The organism is Ramlibacter sp. P4_H7 (genome assembly GCF_056400765.1).
This window is the reverse complement of sequence record NZ_JBFUKP010000002.1, coordinates 79,624-97,203: the sequence shown is the minus strand read 5'-3', so window position 1 is coordinate 97,203 and position 17,580 is coordinate 79,624. Positions and strand designations below refer to the sequence as shown.

15 protein-coding genes are annotated in these 17,580 nt (G+C 67.5%); 12 read left to right on the top strand and 3 right to left on the bottom strand.

The window, feature by feature from the left end:
* The first annotated feature begins 54 nt into the window (after nt 1-54).
* The 5 genes from AC1DSA_RS03655 (at nt 55) to AC1DSA_RS03635 (ending at nt 9,415) form a co-directional block, all read left to right on the top strand.
* A complete protein-coding gene (locus AC1DSA_RS03655) occupies nt 55-3,621 on the top strand; it encodes an indolepyruvate ferredoxin oxidoreductase family protein (RefSeq protein WP_477886161.1) in 3,567 nt (1,188 codons plus the stop codon).
* Between the two features lie 137 nt (nt 3,622-3,758).
* Nucleotides 3,759-4,088 (top strand): preprotein translocase subunit YajC, encoded by a 330-nt coding sequence (gene yajC / locus AC1DSA_RS03650; RefSeq protein ID WP_477886159.1) that lies wholly within the window; start codon nt 3,759-3,761, stop codon nt 4,086-4,088.
* A gap of 3 nt (nt 4,089-4,091) precedes the next feature.
* Nucleotides 4,092-5,975: a protein translocase subunit SecD gene (gene secD / locus AC1DSA_RS03645; protein WP_477886157.1), complete on the top strand. Its 1,884-nt coding sequence runs from the start codon at nt 4,092-4,094 to the stop codon at nt 5,973-5,975.
* Between the two features lie 43 nt (nt 5,976-6,018).
* Entirely contained in the window at nt 6,019-6,972 is a 954-nt protein-coding gene (gene secF, locus AC1DSA_RS03640) for a protein translocase subunit SecF (protein WP_477886155.1), read from the top strand.
* A 13-nt stretch (nt 6,973-6,985) separates the two neighbouring features.
* Entirely contained in the window at nt 6,986-9,415 is a 2,430-nt protein-coding gene (locus AC1DSA_RS03635) for a DUF1631 family protein (protein ID WP_477886153.1), read from the top strand.
* A gap of 57 nt (nt 9,416-9,472) precedes the next feature.
* Here AC1DSA_RS03635 and AC1DSA_RS03630 read toward each other — a convergent pair whose 3' ends face one another.
* The 3 genes from AC1DSA_RS03630 to AC1DSA_RS03620 all read right to left on the bottom strand — a co-directional run bounded on the left by AC1DSA_RS03630 (nt 9,473) and on the right by AC1DSA_RS03620 (nt 12,386).
* Nucleotides 9,473-9,955 carry a Smg family protein gene (locus tag AC1DSA_RS03630; RefSeq protein ID WP_477886151.1) on the bottom strand — a complete coding sequence of 161 codons (483 nt, stop codon included), beginning with the start codon at nt 9,953-9,955 and terminating at the stop codon, nt 9,473-9,475.
* An 83-nt stretch (nt 9,956-10,038) separates the two neighbouring features.
* Nucleotides 10,039-11,148: a DNA-processing protein DprA gene (gene dprA, locus AC1DSA_RS03625; protein ID WP_477886150.1), complete on the bottom strand. Its 1,110-nt coding sequence runs from the start codon at nt 11,146-11,148 to the stop codon at nt 10,039-10,041.
* A gap of 8 nt (nt 11,149-11,156) precedes the next feature.
* Nucleotides 11,157-12,386 carry a LysM peptidoglycan-binding domain-containing protein gene (locus AC1DSA_RS03620; RefSeq protein WP_477886147.1) on the bottom strand — a complete coding sequence of 410 codons (1,230 nt, stop codon included), beginning with the start codon at nt 12,384-12,386 and terminating at the stop codon, nt 11,157-11,159.
* A gap of 137 nt (nt 12,387-12,523) precedes the next feature.
* Here AC1DSA_RS03620 and def point away from each other — a divergent pair, with 137 nt between their 5' ends.
* From def to AC1DSA_RS03585, 7 genes are all read left to right on the top strand, one after another.
* The gene (gene def, locus AC1DSA_RS03615; protein WP_477886145.1) at nt 12,524-13,036 is read left to right on the top strand and encodes a peptide deformylase; all 513 of its coding nucleotides are present in this window, start codon (nt 12,524-12,526) and stop codon (nt 13,034-13,036) included.
* A gap of 11 nt (nt 13,037-13,047) precedes the next feature.
* A complete protein-coding gene (locus tag AC1DSA_RS03610; protein ID WP_477886143.1) occupies nt 13,048-13,542 on the top strand; it encodes a hypothetical protein in 495 nt (164 codons plus the stop codon).
* Nucleotides 13,543-14,502, top strand: coding sequence for a methionyl-tRNA formyltransferase (gene fmt, locus AC1DSA_RS03605; RefSeq protein WP_477886141.1), 960 nt, complete (start codon nt 13,543-13,545; stop codon nt 14,500-14,502).
* Nucleotides 14,502-15,236, top strand: coding sequence for an AzlC family ABC transporter permease (locus AC1DSA_RS03600; protein WP_477886139.1), 735 nt, complete (start codon nt 14,502-14,504; stop codon nt 15,234-15,236). Before fmt ends, AC1DSA_RS03600 begins: the two co-directional genes overlap by 1 nt.
* The gene (locus AC1DSA_RS03595) at nt 15,233-15,571 is read left to right on the top strand and encodes an AzlD domain-containing protein (RefSeq protein WP_477886137.1); all 339 of its coding nucleotides are present in this window, start codon (nt 15,233-15,235) and stop codon (nt 15,569-15,571) included. The genes AC1DSA_RS03600 and AC1DSA_RS03595 overlap by 4 nt, the downstream gene beginning before the upstream one ends.
* A 62-nt stretch (nt 15,572-15,633) precedes the next feature.
* A complete protein-coding gene (locus tag AC1DSA_RS03590; RefSeq protein ID WP_477886135.1) occupies nt 15,634-16,827 on the top strand; it encodes a phosphoglycerate kinase in 1,194 nt (397 codons plus the stop codon).
* 110 nt (nt 16,828-16,937) lie between these two features.
* Nucleotides 16,938-17,576 (top strand): hypothetical protein, encoded by a 639-nt coding sequence (locus tag AC1DSA_RS03585; RefSeq protein WP_477886133.1) that lies wholly within the window; start codon nt 16,938-16,940, stop codon nt 17,574-17,576.
* Nucleotides 17,577-17,580: the final 4 nt, after the last annotated feature.

The window sequence follows — 17,580 nt, the reverse complement described above, 5'->3', positions numbered from 1 at the left end:
CTTGCCGCACATACACTGTGCAGTCACCATAGGCGTAGCCGGAGACAACGCACGATGAACGCACCGCTGCCCGAACACATCCGCAAGGCGCTGGAAACGGTGACGCTGGATGACAAGTACTCGCTCGACGTCGGGCGTGCCTTCATGAGCGGCATCCAGGCTCTGGTCAAGCTGCCGATGCTGCAGCGGCAGCGCGATGCGCTGGCCGGCAAGAACACGGCCGGCTTCATCAGCGGCTACCGCGGTTCGCCACTGGGCGGCTACGACCAGGCGCTGTGGAAAGCCCGCAAGTACCTGGAAGCCCAGAACATCGTGTTCCAGCCGGGCGTGAACGAGGAGCTCGCGGCCACCGCGCTGTGGGGCACGCAGCAACTGGGCTTCGCCCCGCCCGGCACCAACAAGTTCGATGGCGTGTTCGGCATCTGGTACGGCAAGGGCCCGGGCGTCGACCGCTGCTCGGACGTCTTCAAGCACGCCAACATGGCGGGCACCACGCCCTGGGGTGGCGTGATCGCCGTGGCCGGCGATGACCACGTCGCAAAGAGTTCCACGGCCGCCCACCAGAGCGACCACATCTTCAAGGCCTGCGGCCTGCCGGTGTTCTTCCCGGCCACGGTGCAGGAGATCCTGGACCTGGGCGTTCATGCCTTTGCCATGAGCCGCTTCTCCGGTGTCTGGGCGGGGATGAAGACGATCCAGGAGATCGTCGAATCCAGCGCCACGGCAGCGATCGATCCGGAGCGCGTGCAGGTCCGCATCCCCACCGATTTCCAGATGCCGCCGGGCGGCCTGCACATTCGCTGGCCGGACGCGGCGCTCGAGCAGGAAGCGCGCCTGTTCGACTTCAAGTGGTACGCGGCGCTCGCGTACATCCGGGCCAACCGCCTCAACTACAACGTCATCGAATCGCCGAACGACCGCTTCGGCATCATCGCCAGCGGCAAGGCCTTCAACGACACGCGCCAGGCCTTGCTGGACCTGGGGCTCGACGACGCAACCTGCCGCCGCCTGGGCATCCGCCTGCACAAGGTGGGCGTGGTGTGGCCGCTGGAAGCGCAGGGCACCCGCGAGTTCGCGCAGGGGCTGCGCGAGATCCTCGTCGTCGAGGAGAAGCGCCAGGTCATCGAATACCAGCTGAAGGAAGAGCTGTACAACTGGCGTCCGGACGTGCGGCCCAACGTCCTGGGCAAATTCGATGAAGGCGAGGGCGAATACTCGGGCGGCGAGTGGTCCATGCCCAACCCGACGGCGCATACGCTGCTGCGGGCCAATGCAGACCTGTCGCCGGCGCTGATCGCCCGGGCGATCGCGCGGCGGCTGCGCAAGCTGGGCCTGGATGCCGACGTGCAGGCGCGCATCGATGCCCAACTCGCCATCCTGCAAGCCAAGGAAAAGGCGATGCAGGTGGTGGAGGTCAAGGGCGACCGCATGCCCTGGTTCTGCTCCGGCTGCCCGCACAACACGTCCACCGTCGTGCCCGAGGGTTCGCGCGCGATGGCCGGCATCGGCTGCCATTTCATGGCGACCTGGATGGACCGCTCCACCATCGGCTTCACGCAGATGGGCGGCGAGGGCGTACCGTGGGTGGGCCAGCAGCCTTTCACCACCGACAAGCACATCTTCGCCAACCTGGGCGACGGCACCTACTTCCACAGCGGCCTGCTCGCGATCCGCCAGGCAATCGCTGCGGGCGTGAACATCACCTACAAGATCCTCTACAACGACGCCGTTGCCATGACCGGCGGCCAGCCCGTGGGCGAGCGGCCCGAAGGCCATACGCCGCTGCAGATCGCGCAGAGCCTGGATGCCGAGGGGGTCGTGAAGATCGTCGTGGTGACGGACGAGCCCGAAAAGTACGAAGGCGCCAAGCTGCCCGCTGGCGCGACCGTTCACCACCGCGACGAACTCGATCGCGTCCAGCGCGAGTTGCGCGATATTCCCGGCGTCACGGCCCTCCTGTACGACCAGACCTGCGCCACCGAAAAGCGCCGCCGCCGCAAGCGCGGCACGATGGTGGACCCGGCGCTGCGCGTCATGATCAACGACCTGGTGTGCGAGGGCTGCGGCGACTGCAGCGTGAAATCCAACTGCCTGTCCGTGGAGCCGCTGGAGACCGAATTCGGGCGCAAGCGCACCATCAACCAGAGCACCTGCAACAAGGACACCAGTTGCCTGAAGGGGTTTTGCCCGAGCTTCGTGACGGTCGAGGGCGGGCAACTGAAAGGCAAGACGAAGAAGGAAGCCGGGCCCTCCCCGTACGACGGGCCGGAGATGCCCGAGCCCCGTTTGCCCGCGACCGCCGAGGCCTACGGCATCGTCGTCGCCGGCGTCGGCGGCACCGGSGTSATCACCATCGGCCAGCTGCTCGGGATGGCTGCGCACATCGAGGGCAAGGGCATCGTCACGCAGGACGCCGCTGGCCTGGCCCAGAAGGGCGGAGCCACCTGGAGCCACGTCCTGATCGCCGACACGCAGGAAGCGATCCGCACGACGCGCGTGAGCATGGCGGGCGCCGACCTGATCGTTGGCTGCGACCCGATCGTCGCCGGCGGCGCGGAAACCGTGCTGCGCATGCGGCCCGGCCGCACGCGCGTGGCGCTCAATGCGCACAGCACGCCGACCGCGGCCTTCGTCAAGAACCCCGCCTGGGAAAACCCTTCCGACGCCTGCGCGGTGGAGATCGGCAAGGCCGTGGGTTTCGAGAACCTGGCGACCTTCAACGCCGACGGTCTCGCCGCCAAGGTGATGGGCGACAGCATCTACACCAACCCCCTGATGCTGGGTTTTGCCTGGCAAAAGGGCTGGGTGCCCCTGGCGCGCGAGTCGCTGATGCGCGCGATCGAGCTCAATGCGGTGGCCGTCGACAACAACAAGGCCGCCTTCGAGTGGGGCCGCCGCGCCGCGCAGGACCCGGCAGCCGTCGCGGCCTTGCTGGGCACGGGTGCACAAGTGATCGAGTTCAAGAAGCGGGAAACCGTGGACAGCATCGTCGCGCGCCGGGTGGAGTTCCTCACGGACTACCAGAACGCTGCGTACGCCGAGCGCTACAAGGACATGGTCGAGCGGGTCCGGGTCGCCGAGCTGCCGCTAGGCAAGACGACCCTGACCGAGACGGTCGCCAAATCGCTGTTCCGGCTGATGGCCTACAAGGACGAATACGAAGTGGCCCGCCTGCACGCCGACTCCGGATTCCGCGAGAAGGTCGCCGCGCAGTTCGAAGGCGATTTCAAGATTCACTACCACCTCGCGCCGCCGCTCATCGCGAAGCACAACGACAAGGGCGAACTGGTCAAGCGCAAGTTCGGCCCCTCGACCTACTACCTGTTCAAGCTGCTTGCGCGCCTGCGCGGGCTGCGGGGTACGGCGCTGGACGTGTTTGGCCGGACCGAGGAGCGCCGGGCGGAACGCGCGCTGATCGACGAATACCGGCGGACGGTCGAGGAACTGGTCGCCGGGCTTAACCCCGGCAATCACGCGCTGGCGGTCGAGATCGCTGCCCTGCCCGACAAGATCCGCGGGTATGGCCATGTCAAGGCACGCAACCTGGCGGCGGTTCGACCCGAATGGGATCGCTTGCTGCAGCAATGGCGCAGCGGCGCCGCGCAACGGCAGGCGGCCTGAGGGCCTGACGCTGCGAACCCTTCCGTGGCGGAGGGGCCGCATACAATCCACCTTCCTCCCGTGGCGCGGGGGGCCGCACCGAGCGGCCGCGCCCTGGGCGTTTCCCTTGCCTTAACGGTTTTCGACCTGGAGTCACCGTGTTCATTTCTTCCGCCTTCGCCCAAGCGGCGCCGGCCGCCTCCGGCGGCGACATGCAGTCCTCCTTCATGAGCCTGTTGCCGCTGGTCCTGATGTTCGTGGTCCTGTACTTCGTGATGATCCGTCCGCAGATGAAGCGGCAGAAGGAGCATCGCTCGATGGTGGAGGCGCTGGCCAAGGGCGACGAAGTCGCCACCTCCGGTGGCATGCTCGGTCGCGTGACGAAGCTGGGCGATACCTACCTGGGCGTCGAAATCGCCCCCGGCGTGGAAGTGCAGATCCAGCGCACGGCCGTCGTGCAGGTGCTGCCGAAGGGTTCGCTCAAGTAAACCGTGAACCGATACCCGCTCTGGAAATACGCGATCCTCGTGGTCGCGTTGCTCGTCGGGGTGCTCTACACCCTGCCCAACTTCTTCGGCGAAGACCCCGCCGTCCAGGTGTCCGCCGCCCGCAGCAGCGTGCGGGTCGACGCCTCCACGCGGGGCCGCATCGAACAGGCGCTGACCCAGGTGGGCATCAAGCCGCTGTCGATCAGCCAGGAAGCCAGTTCGATCAAGGTCCGGCTGGATAGCACGGACACGCAGCTCAAGGCGAAGGATGCCATCCAGCGCACGCTGGCGCCGGATCCGAACGACGCCGGCTACGTGGTCGCACTCAACCTGCTGTCCAAGACGCCGACGTGGATGGCCTCCGTCAACGCGCGGCCCATGTACCTGGGCCTGGACCTGCGCGGCGGCGTGCACTTCATGCTGCAGGTGGACATGCAGGCGGCGCTGACGAAGCGGGCCGAGTCGCTCGCGGGGGACTTGCGCACGGTGCTGCGCGAGAAGAACGTGCGCCACGCCGGAATAGAGCGCAGCGGCCAGACCGTGCTGGTGCGCTTTCGCGACCCGGCGGCGCTCGCGGCCGCCCGCAACGTGCTCACGGACCAGTTTCCGGACCTGCAGGTCGCTGAGCGGGCCGAAGGCGACGCCACCCTGCTCACGGGCAGCATCAAGCCCGAAGCGGCACGCAGGGTCCAGGACCAGGCTCTCAAGCAGAACATGGTGACGCTGCACAACCGGATCAACGAACTGGGCGTGGCCGAGCCGGTCATCCAGCAGCAGGGCGTCGACCGGATCGTGGTGCAGCTGCCGGGTGTGCAGGACACCTCGCGTGCCAAGGACATCCTGGGCCGCACCGCGACGCTGGAAGTGCGGATGGTCGACGAAAGCACGGAAGGCCGCGCGGCCGAGGTCGGGACCGGCCCGGTCCCGTTCGGCGACGAGCGCTACCTCGATCGGGAAGGCCGCGCCGTGGTGGTGCGCAAGCAGGTCATCCTGACCGGCGAGAACCTCACCGATGCGCAGGCGGGCTTCGACAACCAGACCCAGGAGCCGGCGGTCCATCTCACGCTGGATGCCAAGGGCGCCCGGATCTTCCGCGACATCACGCGCGACAACGTCGGCAAGCGCATGGCGATCCTCTTGTTCGAAAAGGGCAAGGGCGAAGTCGTGACGGCGCCGGTGATCCGCAGCGAGATCGGCGGCGGCCGTGTCCAGATTTCGGGACGCATGAGCACCACGGAAGCCAACGACACGGCCCTGCTGCTGCGGGCCGGCTCGCTGGCCGCGCCGATGGAGATCATCGAGGAGATGACCATCGGCCCCAGCCTGGGCGCCGAGAACATTGCCAAGGGCTTCCATAGCGTCGCCTGGGGATTCGCCGCGATCTGCCTGTTCATGATCGTGTACTACAACCTGTTCGGGGTGTTCTCCGCCATCGCGCTCGGGGTGAACCTGCTGCTGCTGGTCTCCATCCTGTCCATGCTGCAGGCGACGCTGACCCTGCCGGGCATGGCCGCCATGGCGCTGGCCCTGGGCATGGCGATTGATTCCAACGTTCTCATCAACGAGCGGGTGCGTGAGGAGTTGCGCAACGGCGCGTCGCCGCAGGCGGCGATCCATGCGGGCTACGACCGCGCCTGGGCCACGATCCTGGACTCGAACGTGACGACGCTGATTGCCGGCGTGGCGCTGCTCGCCTTCGGTTCCGGGCCGGTCCGCGGCTTTGCGGTCGTCCACTGCATCGGCATCCTGACCTCGATGTTCTCCGCGGTGTTCTTCTCGCGCGGGCTGGTCAACCTCTGGTACGGGCGACAGAAGAAGCTGAAGGCCGTGTCCATCGGAACGGTCTGGCGGCCGGACGCCGATGGCGCTATAACCAAGGCAGAGTAGAGATTGCTTCGGGGGCGTACGCGCCCCTCCAAAGGACAAGTTCGTGGAGTTTTTCAAGATCCGCCGGGACATCCCGTTCATGAGGAACGCGCTGGTGTTCAACGTGATTTCCCTCGTCACGTTCCTCGCGGCCGTGTTCTTCCTCTTCAGCCGCGGACTGCACCTGTCGGTGGAGTTCACCGGCGGCACGGTGATGGAGGTGAGCTATTCGCAGCCCGCCGACATCGAAAGCGTGCGTCGCACGGTGGCAGGCCTGGGCTATGCCGATGTCCAGGTGCAGAACTTCGGCACGGCGCGGGACGTCCTGATCCGGCTTCCGGCGCAGAAAGGCGTCAGTTCGGCACAACAGAGCGAGCGCACGGTGGCCGCCCTCAAGGCCACTGACCCGGGAGTCAGTTTGCGCCGCGTGGAGTTCGTGGGTCCCCAGGTGGGCGAGGAACTCGTGTCCAACGGGCTGAAGGCGCTGGCCATGGTGGTCGCCGGCATCATGATCTACCTGGCGGTGCGGTTCGAATGGAAGTTCGCCGTGGCCGCGATCATCGCGAACCTCCACGACGTGGTGATCATCCTGGGGTTCTTTGCCTACTTCCAGTGGGAGTTCTCGCTGGCGGTGCTCGCCGCGGTGCTGGCGGTGCTGGGCTACTCGGTGAACGAGTCGGTGGTGATCTTCGACCGGATCCGCGAGAACTTCCGCCGCTACCGCAAGATGAACACGGTGGAGACGATCGACAACGCGATCACATCCACCATCAGCCGCACGATCATCACCCACGGTTCCACCCAGATGATGGTGCTGTCGATGCTGCTGTTCGGCGGCGCCACGCTGCATTACTTCGCCCTGGCGCTGACCATCGGCATCCTGTTCGGGATCTATTCCTCGGTGTTCGTGGCCGCGGCGATCGCCATGTGGCTGGGCATCAAGCGCGAGGACCTCGTGAAGCCCGCCGCGAAGCGCGAAGGGGACCCCAACGACCCGAACGCGGGCGCCACGGTCTAGGGAACCGACCGGGATGTCGTCCACGCTGACTCCCGCCTCCGCGCCGCTCGCGCGCCAGGCGCGTGAGCGTTTCGTGGCCCACATGCAGGGCGTCCTGCCGTCCCTGGCGGAGGCGATCCGCCATGCGCTCACCGAGCAGATGAGCGCGGCCAAGAACAGCCGCGACGTGCAGCAGCGCCGTGATGCCCTCGTGGAGTTCGAGCAAACGGCAGCCAAGTGGGTCGACGCCGTCGCCCGCGCCTGGCGCCGGGCCATCATCCCGCCCACGGCGACGGGCCGCGTTCGGCTGGAGCTGGCGAGCCTGGAATTGATCGGCGACGATGTCGTCGAGAACAAGATCCTCTCCTCGCGGCTTGCCATGGCCGTGCAGGAAAAGGTGGTCTGGGACCTGAACGACCTCAAGCTGCGCATCACGCACCTGGAGGGCGGCGAGGAACTTTCCAGCGAGGATGTGTTGCGGCCGGAGGCGCTGTCGCAGGTCCTCCTGGACCAGTGGGCCGCGACGAAGCTGCCGCGCGAAACCTTCGTCGCCGTCAAGGACATCGTCCAGCAGGCAATCGTGCCGCGTGCCCTGGAGGGGTACCAGCAGGCGAACGAGTTCCTGGTGGAAAGCGGTGTGCTGCCCCACATCGACCTGCGTGCCCGGGTGAAGCGGCCTGCGGGCCAGTCGGAACGGCCGGCGCAGCCCAAGGGCGTGGCCCAGGGCGGCGCTGGTGGGACGGGTCCGGGCGCTGGAGGCGCCGTCGGTGCCGGCGCGGGTGGCGGCGGTGCAGCAGGTGCTGGTGGACCGGGCGGCACGACGGTCCCGGCCGCGGCAGCTGCGTCGGCCCAGGGCGGGATGGGGGATTCGTTCTTCTCGCCCGCGCAGGTCATGCACGGCCAAGGCCCGATGGCGGACCCCGCCATTGCGACCCCGCTCGCCAAGGCCAAGGCCCGCGCGTCCGGCGTCATCGGCCAGTTGAAGCGCATGCTGCGCGACAAGGTGGGCCCCGGCTTCGAAGGCCAGGACGGTGCCACCCACCCGACGCCACCCTCGGCTTCGCTGGTGGCTGCGGTCACACACCATGCCACGCAGGTGCAGACGCAAGTCCAGACACGCGTGAACGAGGCGATGACGGTCGGGGACATCGTCATCTTCGACGACGACTCGGTGGAGCAGGTGGCCGTCGATCTCCGGCACCGTTCCCAGCAGCTGAAGCAGAAGGCTTCGACGACCAGCGAGAAGGCCACGATCGAGATCGTGGCGCTGATGTTCCAGAGCATCCTGGCCGAGGAACGCATCCCGCCCGCAGTGCGCGTGTGGTTCGCGCGGCTGCAAATGCCGGTGTTGCGCGTCGCCCTGCAGGAGCCGGAATTCTTCGGCTCGCTGGAGCATCCGGCGCGGCAGCTGATCGACCGGATGGGATCCTGCGTGCTCGGGTTCGACGCCATCCAGATCTCCGGCAGCGCGCTCGAGACCGAGATTCGCCGCGTCGTGCAGGTGATCGAACAGTACCCGGAGACCGGCCGGCGCGTGTTCCAGCTGGTGTACGACGAGTTCCAGCGTTTCCTCTCCCGCTTCCTGACGGAAAAGGGGCCGACCCAGAAGCTGGTCAGCATCGCCCAGCAGGTGGAGCAGAAGGAGACGATGGCGATCCAGTACACCATCGAGCTGCGCAAGATGCTCAGCGACGTGCCGGTGCGCGATGAGATCCGGGAATTCCTGTTCAAGGTCTGGGCGGAGGTGCTGGCCGTCGCTGCCGTGAAGAACGGTCCCCAGCACGAGGAGACGCTGGCCTTGAAGAAGTCGGCCAGCGACCTGGTGTGGGCCGCGAGCGCCAAGCCCAACCGGCATGACCGCGCCAGGGTGATCCAGGACCTGCCGGACCTGCTGGCGCGATTGCGCCGTGGGATGACGCTGCTGGGCCTGGACTCGGCCGACCAGGAAAACCACATCAAGGTGATCGGTGACACGCTCGCCGATGCCTTCCTCTCCAAGACCGAGGCCATTCCGCATGCCCGCATCGAAGAGATGACGCGGCGCCTCGCCAACCTGGAGGACTTCGTGTCGGACGACGATGCCGGCGAGCTGCCATTGGACCAGGAGAGCATCGAGATGATGCTGGGCATCGACGCCTCCATGATTGAGGTGATCAGCGCCGGGGGCGCGCAGCCCAGCGCCGCCATGATGGCTTGGGCGAACGAGCTGCAGCTGGGCAACTGGTTCACGCTGGACCACAACGGCCGCGTTGCGCAGGTTCAATACGCTTGGCGCAGCGAAAGGCGGCAGCTGCACTTGTTCGCCTCGGGCGATGGCTACTGCTACCTCATGCCCTTGCGCCGGCTGGCTTCCTACCTGCAGGCGGCGCTGCTCGTTCCGACCGAGGAAGAGGCGCTCACCGTGCGCGCGACGCGCGACGCGCTCGCCAAGCTGGACGCCAACCCCGAACGACTGCTGCAGTAATTGATACCTGCCAGAAGCACAAAGGCCCGCCGAAGCGGGCCTTTGTGCTTCTGGCGCTCAGTGCGCCAGTCGTTCGTGGGTGTCTTCGCAGAGCTCGTCGAGGATCAGTGCGTCCGGCTCGATGCTGAAGCGCCAGTAGATCATCAGCACGATGATCTTCAGCGCATCCAGCGGCACCGGGTCGCCGGGCGCCGCCATCGCGCGGTCCACCACGATCTCGCGCAGCGCAGGAGGCAGCACGCCAGCGCTTTCGAGGAAGCTGAGGAAGCCGAGGCATTCGGCGCCCAGGTGGTCCTGTTCGGCGATGGAGAACACCCGCATGCTCGTGGCGCTCGGTTCCGGCGTCCATTCGACTTCGGAGTCCACGGGGAGGCAGATGCTCTCCGCCGCGTTGTTCAGGCCGTCGAGCCAGATCAGCGCCTGGTGGATCTCATCGGGTTCGAAGCCGTGCGCGCTGAGCTTGCGTTCGAGCAGGTGCAGCTCGGGGCAGGCATCGCCGCGCCAGTAGTTTTCGTAAACGAACACCAGCACTTCAAACATGAACCCCAATATAGCCGCTGCGGCGGCATCCCCGCCAAACGTTTTTGCGACGGCTGTTGCAGTCGCGCGTCGGACCTTGGAGGCTACGCGCTTGCAAGCCGCTGGAACAGGCCGCCCGGAAGGCGCGCGACTTTACCTGCGAGTTCCAGCTCGAGCAGTTGCGCCTGCAGGAGGTGTGCGGGAATGCCGGTGCGCGCGACCAGCGCGTCCAGGCCCATGGGGTCGAAACCCAGCGCAGCGAGCAGCGCGTCATCGTCTTCCGGGTCGGCGGAGGGAGCGGTCTCGGGCGAGGCCGGCAGCACGTAGCGCAGATCCTCGAGTACGTCCTGCGCGCTTTCCACCAGCTTGGCTCCTTGCCGCAGCAGGGCATGGCAGCCGCGGGCCTGCGGTGAGTGGATCGACCCGGGGATGGCGAACACCTCCTTGCCCTGCTCGCTGGCAAGCCGAGCCGTGATCAAGGATCCGGACTGAAGCGCGGCCTCGACCACCAGGGTTCCCTGGCTCAGCCCCGCGATCAGCCGATTGCGGCGCGGAAAGTTGTGCTGCAGCGGGGGCGTTCCCAATGGGTATTCGCTGACGAGCATGCCGCGCTCGCCGATGCGATGGGCCAGGTCCAGGTGCTGCTTGGGGTACACGCGATCCAGGCCGGTCCCCACCACGGCGATAGTGGCCACCGCGTCGGCGGCCGCCCCTTCGAGCGCCCCCTCGTGTGCCGCACCGTCCACGCCCAGTGCCAGGCCCGAGACGACGGTCACCCCTGCCTCGGCGAACGCTCGCGAGAACTGGCGCGCGTTCTGCAACCCCTGCGGCGTCGGATTGCGGCTGCCGACGACGGCAAGTGCCCGTTGCGGCGGCTGGGACAGCAGGCCCATGCGGTACAGCATCAAAGGTGGATCTTCGAGGGCGAGCAGCGCCTGCGGATAGGCTGCATCGCCCAGGGTCAGCACCTCGCGACAGCTGCGGTCCTGGTCCAGCCAGAGCAGCGTGGAGTCGATCAGTTCCTGCAAGCGTTCGGGATCGCGCTGCAGCTCCTCGGCACGCGCGCGGTCCACGACCTGGGCCAGCGCGTCGGTGTCCTGCGCAAAGATCGAGGCCGGAAGGCCGAAGCTGGCGAGCAGCCTGCGCGCGACCGGTGCCGAGATCGCTGGGTTCAGCGCGAGGCGCAGCCAGCCGGCCAGCTCGTCGCGCTGCATGCCGGCGCTCAGCGCGGGTTGATCACCCGGTCGCCAACGGTCACGACACTTTCCACGTCGATGACCAGCGCATAGGAAAGGCGGTCGAAGGTGCGAAACACGATCGCGTAGCCGTTGCGTTCGTCGGGGAGCTTGATCGTCGTGCGCTCGGACATGTCGGTTCGGTCGTCGACACGCCGGCCCGTGCGGAGGATCGAGAGCACGTTGCCGGGCTCCAGACCGTCCGCCGTGCCCAGGCTCACCACCACCACCTGGCTCTGGCCCACGAGCGACACGGCGTCGCCATAGACCGACACGATGGCTCCGTCCACAGGGAGCGACGGTGCGCGCGGTACATAGTTGCTGACCGCGCGCGGAGGCTCGGGCATCAGGCGATCGCCAACCCGGATTTCTTCCTTGGCACGCTTGATGTCGAGGCTGGCCGGAACCACGGTCGGCCGCGCCTGGCCGTTGGCGACGAGTACCGGCTGCACCGATTCGCTGCGCACGAGCTCTGCCGAGCCGAGGTAGCGCGCTTCATAGCCAAGGACGACGCCGGTGACGGGGTGCGTCAAGGGCGTGGCGTTGCGATAGATCCGGTAGGTGTCGACCGCGCGCGGATCGCTCTCCACGAGCGGCAGTCCAGCCTTGCCGCGTGCATAGGCGCGGTCGCCACGGGTGATCAGCACCCGGTCCTCGGGCAGGCCGACGATGCGGGGAGCGAGCTCCAGCGCATTGGCGTCGATGATGATCGCTTCGTTCAGGAAGGGCTCGATGATGTGAGCCGGCAGGACGGGAATCGCGTTGTCGGCGAGACCGGAAATGCGCGTGCGCGGCGAGACACGAACTGTGTCGATCGGGTCGCCCGCACTGGGCTTGCCCATCCGCAGGCGCGCCATGCCGTTGCCCTTTTCGAGATACAGGGTCTGGCCGGGATAGATCAGGTGCGGGTTGCGCACCTCTTCCATGTTCATGCCCCAGAGCTCGGGCCAGCGCCAGGGGCGTTTGAGGAACTTGCCGGAGATGGCCCACAAGGTATCGCCGGACTTGACGGTGTAGCTGTCCGGCGCATCGGTCGCCAGTTCGGACAGCGGCACCCCCGCAGAGGCCACCTGCTCCGCCGTGGATCGCTGCCCCGGTGTGATGGGGAAGTTCTGCGCGGAGGCCGACAATGCGAACCCGCCTCCCACGATCAGTGCCGCGCAGGCCGCGATCGTGCGGGTTGCCGTCAGGCCAGAAGCTGCCTTGGTTGGAGCCATCTCGTTTTCGTCCGCTCTTGACAAGTTGCTGGCGATTCTGGCGTCAAGTCCTTGATTGGGCAATGTTTATGGCCGCTGTGGTCCACCGGCAACGGCAAAAGTGGCGAAAATAGCGACACCGGTTCCATCTGTCGTCCATGGCACTCCTTCCAATCCTTACCTACCCTGATCCGCGGCTGCATACGGTAGCCCGGCCCGTTGCAGCGGTCGACGCGCGCATCCGTGCGCTCGTCGCCGACATGCTCGAGACGATGTACGAAGCCAATGGCATCGGCCTGGCCGCCACGCAGGTGGACGTGCACGAGCGCCTGGTGGTGATCGACGTCTCCGAAGAGCGCAACGAGCCGTTGGTGCTGGTCAACCCCGAGATCGTGTGGGCCAGCGAGGACAAGCAGGTGAGCGACGAAGGCTGCCTGTCCGTGCCGAACATCTATGACGGCGTGGAACGGTCGCGCGCAGTACGCGTGCGGGCACTGGACGCTGACGGGCAGTCGCGCGAGCTCAACGCAGAGGGCCTGCTCGCGGTGTGCATCCAGCACGAGATGGACCACCTGACGGGCAAGGTCTTCGTGGAATACCTATCCCCGCTGAAGAGGAATCGCATCCGTACCAAGATGCTCAAGGCCCGCCGCGACACCGAGCGGGTTTGAAAGGAGCCGTCATGCGAACCTGGCCCGCCCTCCTCTCCGCGGCACTGCTGCTCGGTGCATGCGCCCATCCCTGGAACGCCATGCAGATCCCGCCAGGCAGCACGCAGGACCAGGTGATCGCCCAAGCGGGTCCCCCGCTGCGTGTCGTTTCATTGCCCCAGGGCGGGCAGCGCATGCAGTACACCATGCAGCCCATGGGCCAATACGCCTTCATGGTGGACCTGGATGCTTCCGGCCGCGTCGTCAACAGCCGGCAGGTGCTGACCGAGGCCAACTTCAACCGCATCGAACCTGGCCGCTGGACCATCGCCGACGTGGACCGTGAGTTCGGGCCGCCGGCGCGCGTCGACGCCGTTTCGAGCTTTTACGGGCGGGTGCTGACGTACCGGTGGAAGGACATGGCGGGCACCGACATGTTCTATTGGGTCTACGTGGATCCACAGGGCGTGGTGCAGCGCGCCCATCCGGGCATGGAATTCCTGAACGACCGGACGCCCAGGCACTGAATGCGGGTTGCATTTGCCGGCACGCCCGAATTTGCCCGGGCCGCCCTTGAACGCCTGCATGCCGCGGGTTTCGCCATTCCGCTGGTGCTCACCCAACCCGACCGGCCTGCCGGCCGCGGCATGAAGCTGCAGCCCTCGCCGGTGAAGCAGTTCGCGCAGGCGCATGGAATCCCGCTGGCGCAGCCGCGCAGCTTGCGGCTGGACGGCAAGTTTCCCGAGGAGGCCGCCGCGGCGCGCCATGCGCTGGAAAGCGCGAAGCCCGACGTACTGGTGGTCGCTGCCTATGGCCTGATCCTGCCGCAGTGGGTGCTGGACTTGCCGCGCCTGGGCTGCCTGAATATCCACGCTTCCTTGTTGCCGCGCTGGCGGGGCGCGGCTCCCATCCACCGGGCCATCGAAGCCGGAGACCTGGAGACCGGCGTCACCATCATGCAGATGGATGCCGGTCTCGACACCGGCGACATGTTGCTGGCCGAGCGCGTCCCAATCGCTCCGGATGACACCACGGGCGCGCTGCACGACCGGCTCGCGGTGCTCGGCGCGCGCATGATCGTGGAGGCCCTCGAGCTTGCTGCCTGCGGCGGCCTGCGGGCCGTGAAGCAGCCCGCGGAGGGCGTCACCTACGCCCACAAGATCGACAAGGCCGAGGCCGCGATCGCGTGGTCGCACTCCGCTGCCACGATCGAGCGGCGCATCCGCGCGTTCGATCCGTTCCCGGGCGCCATCGCGCGCGTCGGCGCGGAGACCGTCAAGGTCTGGCGCGCCCACGCCGTTCCGGGCCGCGGGACGGTTGCACCCGGGACCGTGGTGTCCCTCGACGACCAGGGCATCGGCGTGGCCTGCGGCGACGGCAGCCGCCTCGAGATCTCGGAGTTGCAGCGCGCGGGGGGCAAGCGCTTGCCCGCGGCTGACTTCCTGCGCGGCTTTCCGCTCGAGCCCGGCATGCGCTTCGAGGCCTGATGTTCTTCCTGCGTTCGATCTACCGGCATGCCCAATTCCGCGAAGGCATTCGGGCCACGTCCTCCGTGGCACCTGGCATCGCGGCCTGGGGATTGATGACCGGCGTTGCGATGGTGAAGTCCGGCATGAGCGTCATCGAGGCGACGGCCATGACGCTGCTGGTGTACGCGGGCAGTTCCCAGCTCGCCGCCATCCCGCTGATCGTGGCGGGCGCGCCGGCGTGGGTGATCTGGGCGACCGGCTTCTGCGTCAACCTGCGCTTCGTGGTGTTCAGCCTCCACCTGCGCACTTACCTCATGCACCTGCCGCGCTGGCGACGGCTGGTCAACGGTTTTCTCACGGCGGACCTCACCTACGCCGTATTCACCAGCCGCTTTCCGCAGCCCGCCGCCGACGCCCCGGGCCGGCTCGCGCAGGAGTCCTTTCTGGCCGGCAATTACTTCGTCACCTGGGTTGCATGGACCGGGGCGAGCCTCGCGGGCATCGCGCTGGGCAACCTGATCCCCACGACCTGGGGCCTGGGGTTCGCCGGCGTGCTGTGCCTGGTCGGCATCCTCTGTTCGCTCGCCAATACGCCGCTGCGCCTGCTTGCCGCGGTGGTGGCGGGCGCAGCCGCGGTCGCCGCCTACGCGCTGCCGCTGAAGCTGAACATCGTGGCCGCGATCACGGTGGCCGTGCTCGCCTGCTTTTGGCTCGAGGGCCGCATGCCTGCGCCGCGGGAGCGGGCCACGTGAGGGGGGTGACCGATGCCTGGACCCTGTTCGTCATCCTGGGGCTGGCCGGGGTGACCGTGCTCACCCGCTGCTTCTTCTTCATCCTCGACCGGCCCTGGTCCCTGCCTTCCTGGGCTCACCGCGCGCTGCATTACGCGCCAGTCGCCGCGCTCGCGGGCGTGGTGGTACCCGAGGTGGTCATGAGCAACGGCCACCTGGTGGCCAGCTGGCAGGACGCGCGCCTGTTCGCTGCGTGCGTTGGGGCGCTGGTGTACTTCTGGCGGCGCAGCGTGCTGCTCACGCTCGTGCTGGGCATGGCGGTGTACCTGGCGCTGCACCTCGGCCTGGGCTGGTAAGCCCGGCGTCGCCGGCGCTTCCTAGAATGGTGGGTTTCCCGATCCACCTACCAACAGCTGTCATGAACGTCCTGCGCTTTTCCGACCTGTGCGACGAAGGCCGCGCCCGCGGCCGCCGCGTCTTCATCCGTGCCGATCTCAACGTGCCGCTGGACGATGCGGGCCACATCACCGAAGACACCCGCATCCGCGCGTCGGTGCCCTGCATCCAGCTGGCGCTGGCCGGCGGCGCGGCGGTGATGGTGACCTCGCACCTGGGCCGCCCGACCGAGGGCGAGTTCAAGCCGGAAGACTCGCTGGCGCCGGTGGCCAAGCGGCTGTCGGAGCTGCTGGGCCGTCCCGTGCCGCTGAAGCAGGACTGGGTGGGCGGCGTGGACGTGCAGCCGGGTGAAGTCGTGCTGCTGGAGAACTGCCGCGTCAACAAAGGCGAGAAGAAGAACAGTCCCGAGCTCGCGCAGAAGATGGCGGCGCTGTGCGACATCTACGTCAACGATGCCTTCGGCACCGCCCACCGCGCGGAAGCCACGACCTACGGGATCGCGCAGTACGCCAAGGTCGCTTGCGCGGGGCCGCTGCTCGCCGCCGAGATCGATGCGCTCACCAAGGCGCTGGCGCAGCCCAAGCGCCCGCTGGTGGCCATCGTGGCCGGCTCGAAGGTGTCGACGAAGCTGACCATCCTGAAGTCGCTGGCGGACAAGGTGGACCAGCTGGTGGTGGGCGGTGGCATCGCCAACACCTTCATGCTGGCCGCGGGCCTGCCGATCGGCAAGTCGCTGGCCGAGCCCGACCTGCTGGGCCAGGCGAAGGAAGTGATCGAGGCGATGAAGGCGCGCGGCGCCGAAGTGCCGATCCCGACCGACGTCGTCGTGGCCAAGACCTTCGCCGCCGACGCGCCGGCAACGGTCAAGGCTGCGCCCGACGTCGCTGCCGACGACATGATCCTCGACATCGGACCGCAGACCGCGCAGAAGCTCGCGCAGCAGCTCAAGTCTGCCGGCACCATCGTGTGGAACGGACCCGTGGGCGTGTTCGAGTTCGACGCGTTCGGCAAGGGCACGGAAGCGATCGCCCGTGCGATCGCGGAGTCCCCGGCGTTCAGCATCGCCGGTGGCGGCGACACGCTCGCGGCAATCTCCAAGTACGGCATCGAGGACAAGGTGGGCTACATCTCCACCGGGGGAGGTGCCTTCCTCGAAGTGCTGGAAGGCAAGGTCCTGCCCGCGTTCGAAATCCTGCAGAAGCGCGCAGCGGGCTGAAGTGGCGGGGGAGCTTAGGGGGCTCCCTCATCCGCTTACATACATTTACGGCTTGTGGCGCCCCGTCACAGTCGCGACACTGGCTCCAAGAAGAACGTCGTGAGGAGCCCATGTCCCCTGCCGAAGATCCCTCCCTGCTGCTGGATGCGCTGTCCACGCGTGTGCTTCACAGCTTCGCCCCCGTGGCATGGCGCAAGATCTTCCTTCGACCCCACCAGGAGGTGATGCGCTGGCGCAGCGTCGGCGGAACGCTGCTGTTCGCTGCGGCGCAATTGCCGGCGTGGAGTCCCGGCGCGGGCTTGGCGTCGGAGCTGGCCCTCCTGGCCGCCGCCCACGGCGGCGAGCTGGACCCGTGCCCGCCGGCCACGGTGCTGGTGCACTTCGAGGATCCGTTCGCGGCGCTCGAGATGGCGCTGGAGATGCAGCAAATGGCCTGCGAGGCGCGCTTCCAGATCGGCCTCGTCACCGGCGATTGCAACCTCGCCACGCTGCAGCTGGAAGATCGGGAGATCCGCACCTTCGTGGGCGGCGCCGTGGAACAGGCGGAGTCCGTGGCCCGGCAGGCCGCACCCGGCAGCATCCGCATCTCGCCGGAGACCTACGTGCGCGTGCATGACGCTGTGGGCAGCGTCGCCAGCTGGATGCTGACCAGTGAGTACGAAGGCGAGACGATGACTTCCGCCTCGCTCACGCCGCCGCCGCGCCCGTCGTCGGCCCTCAGCACCTTCGCGGGGCTGGGCCTGACCTGAACCT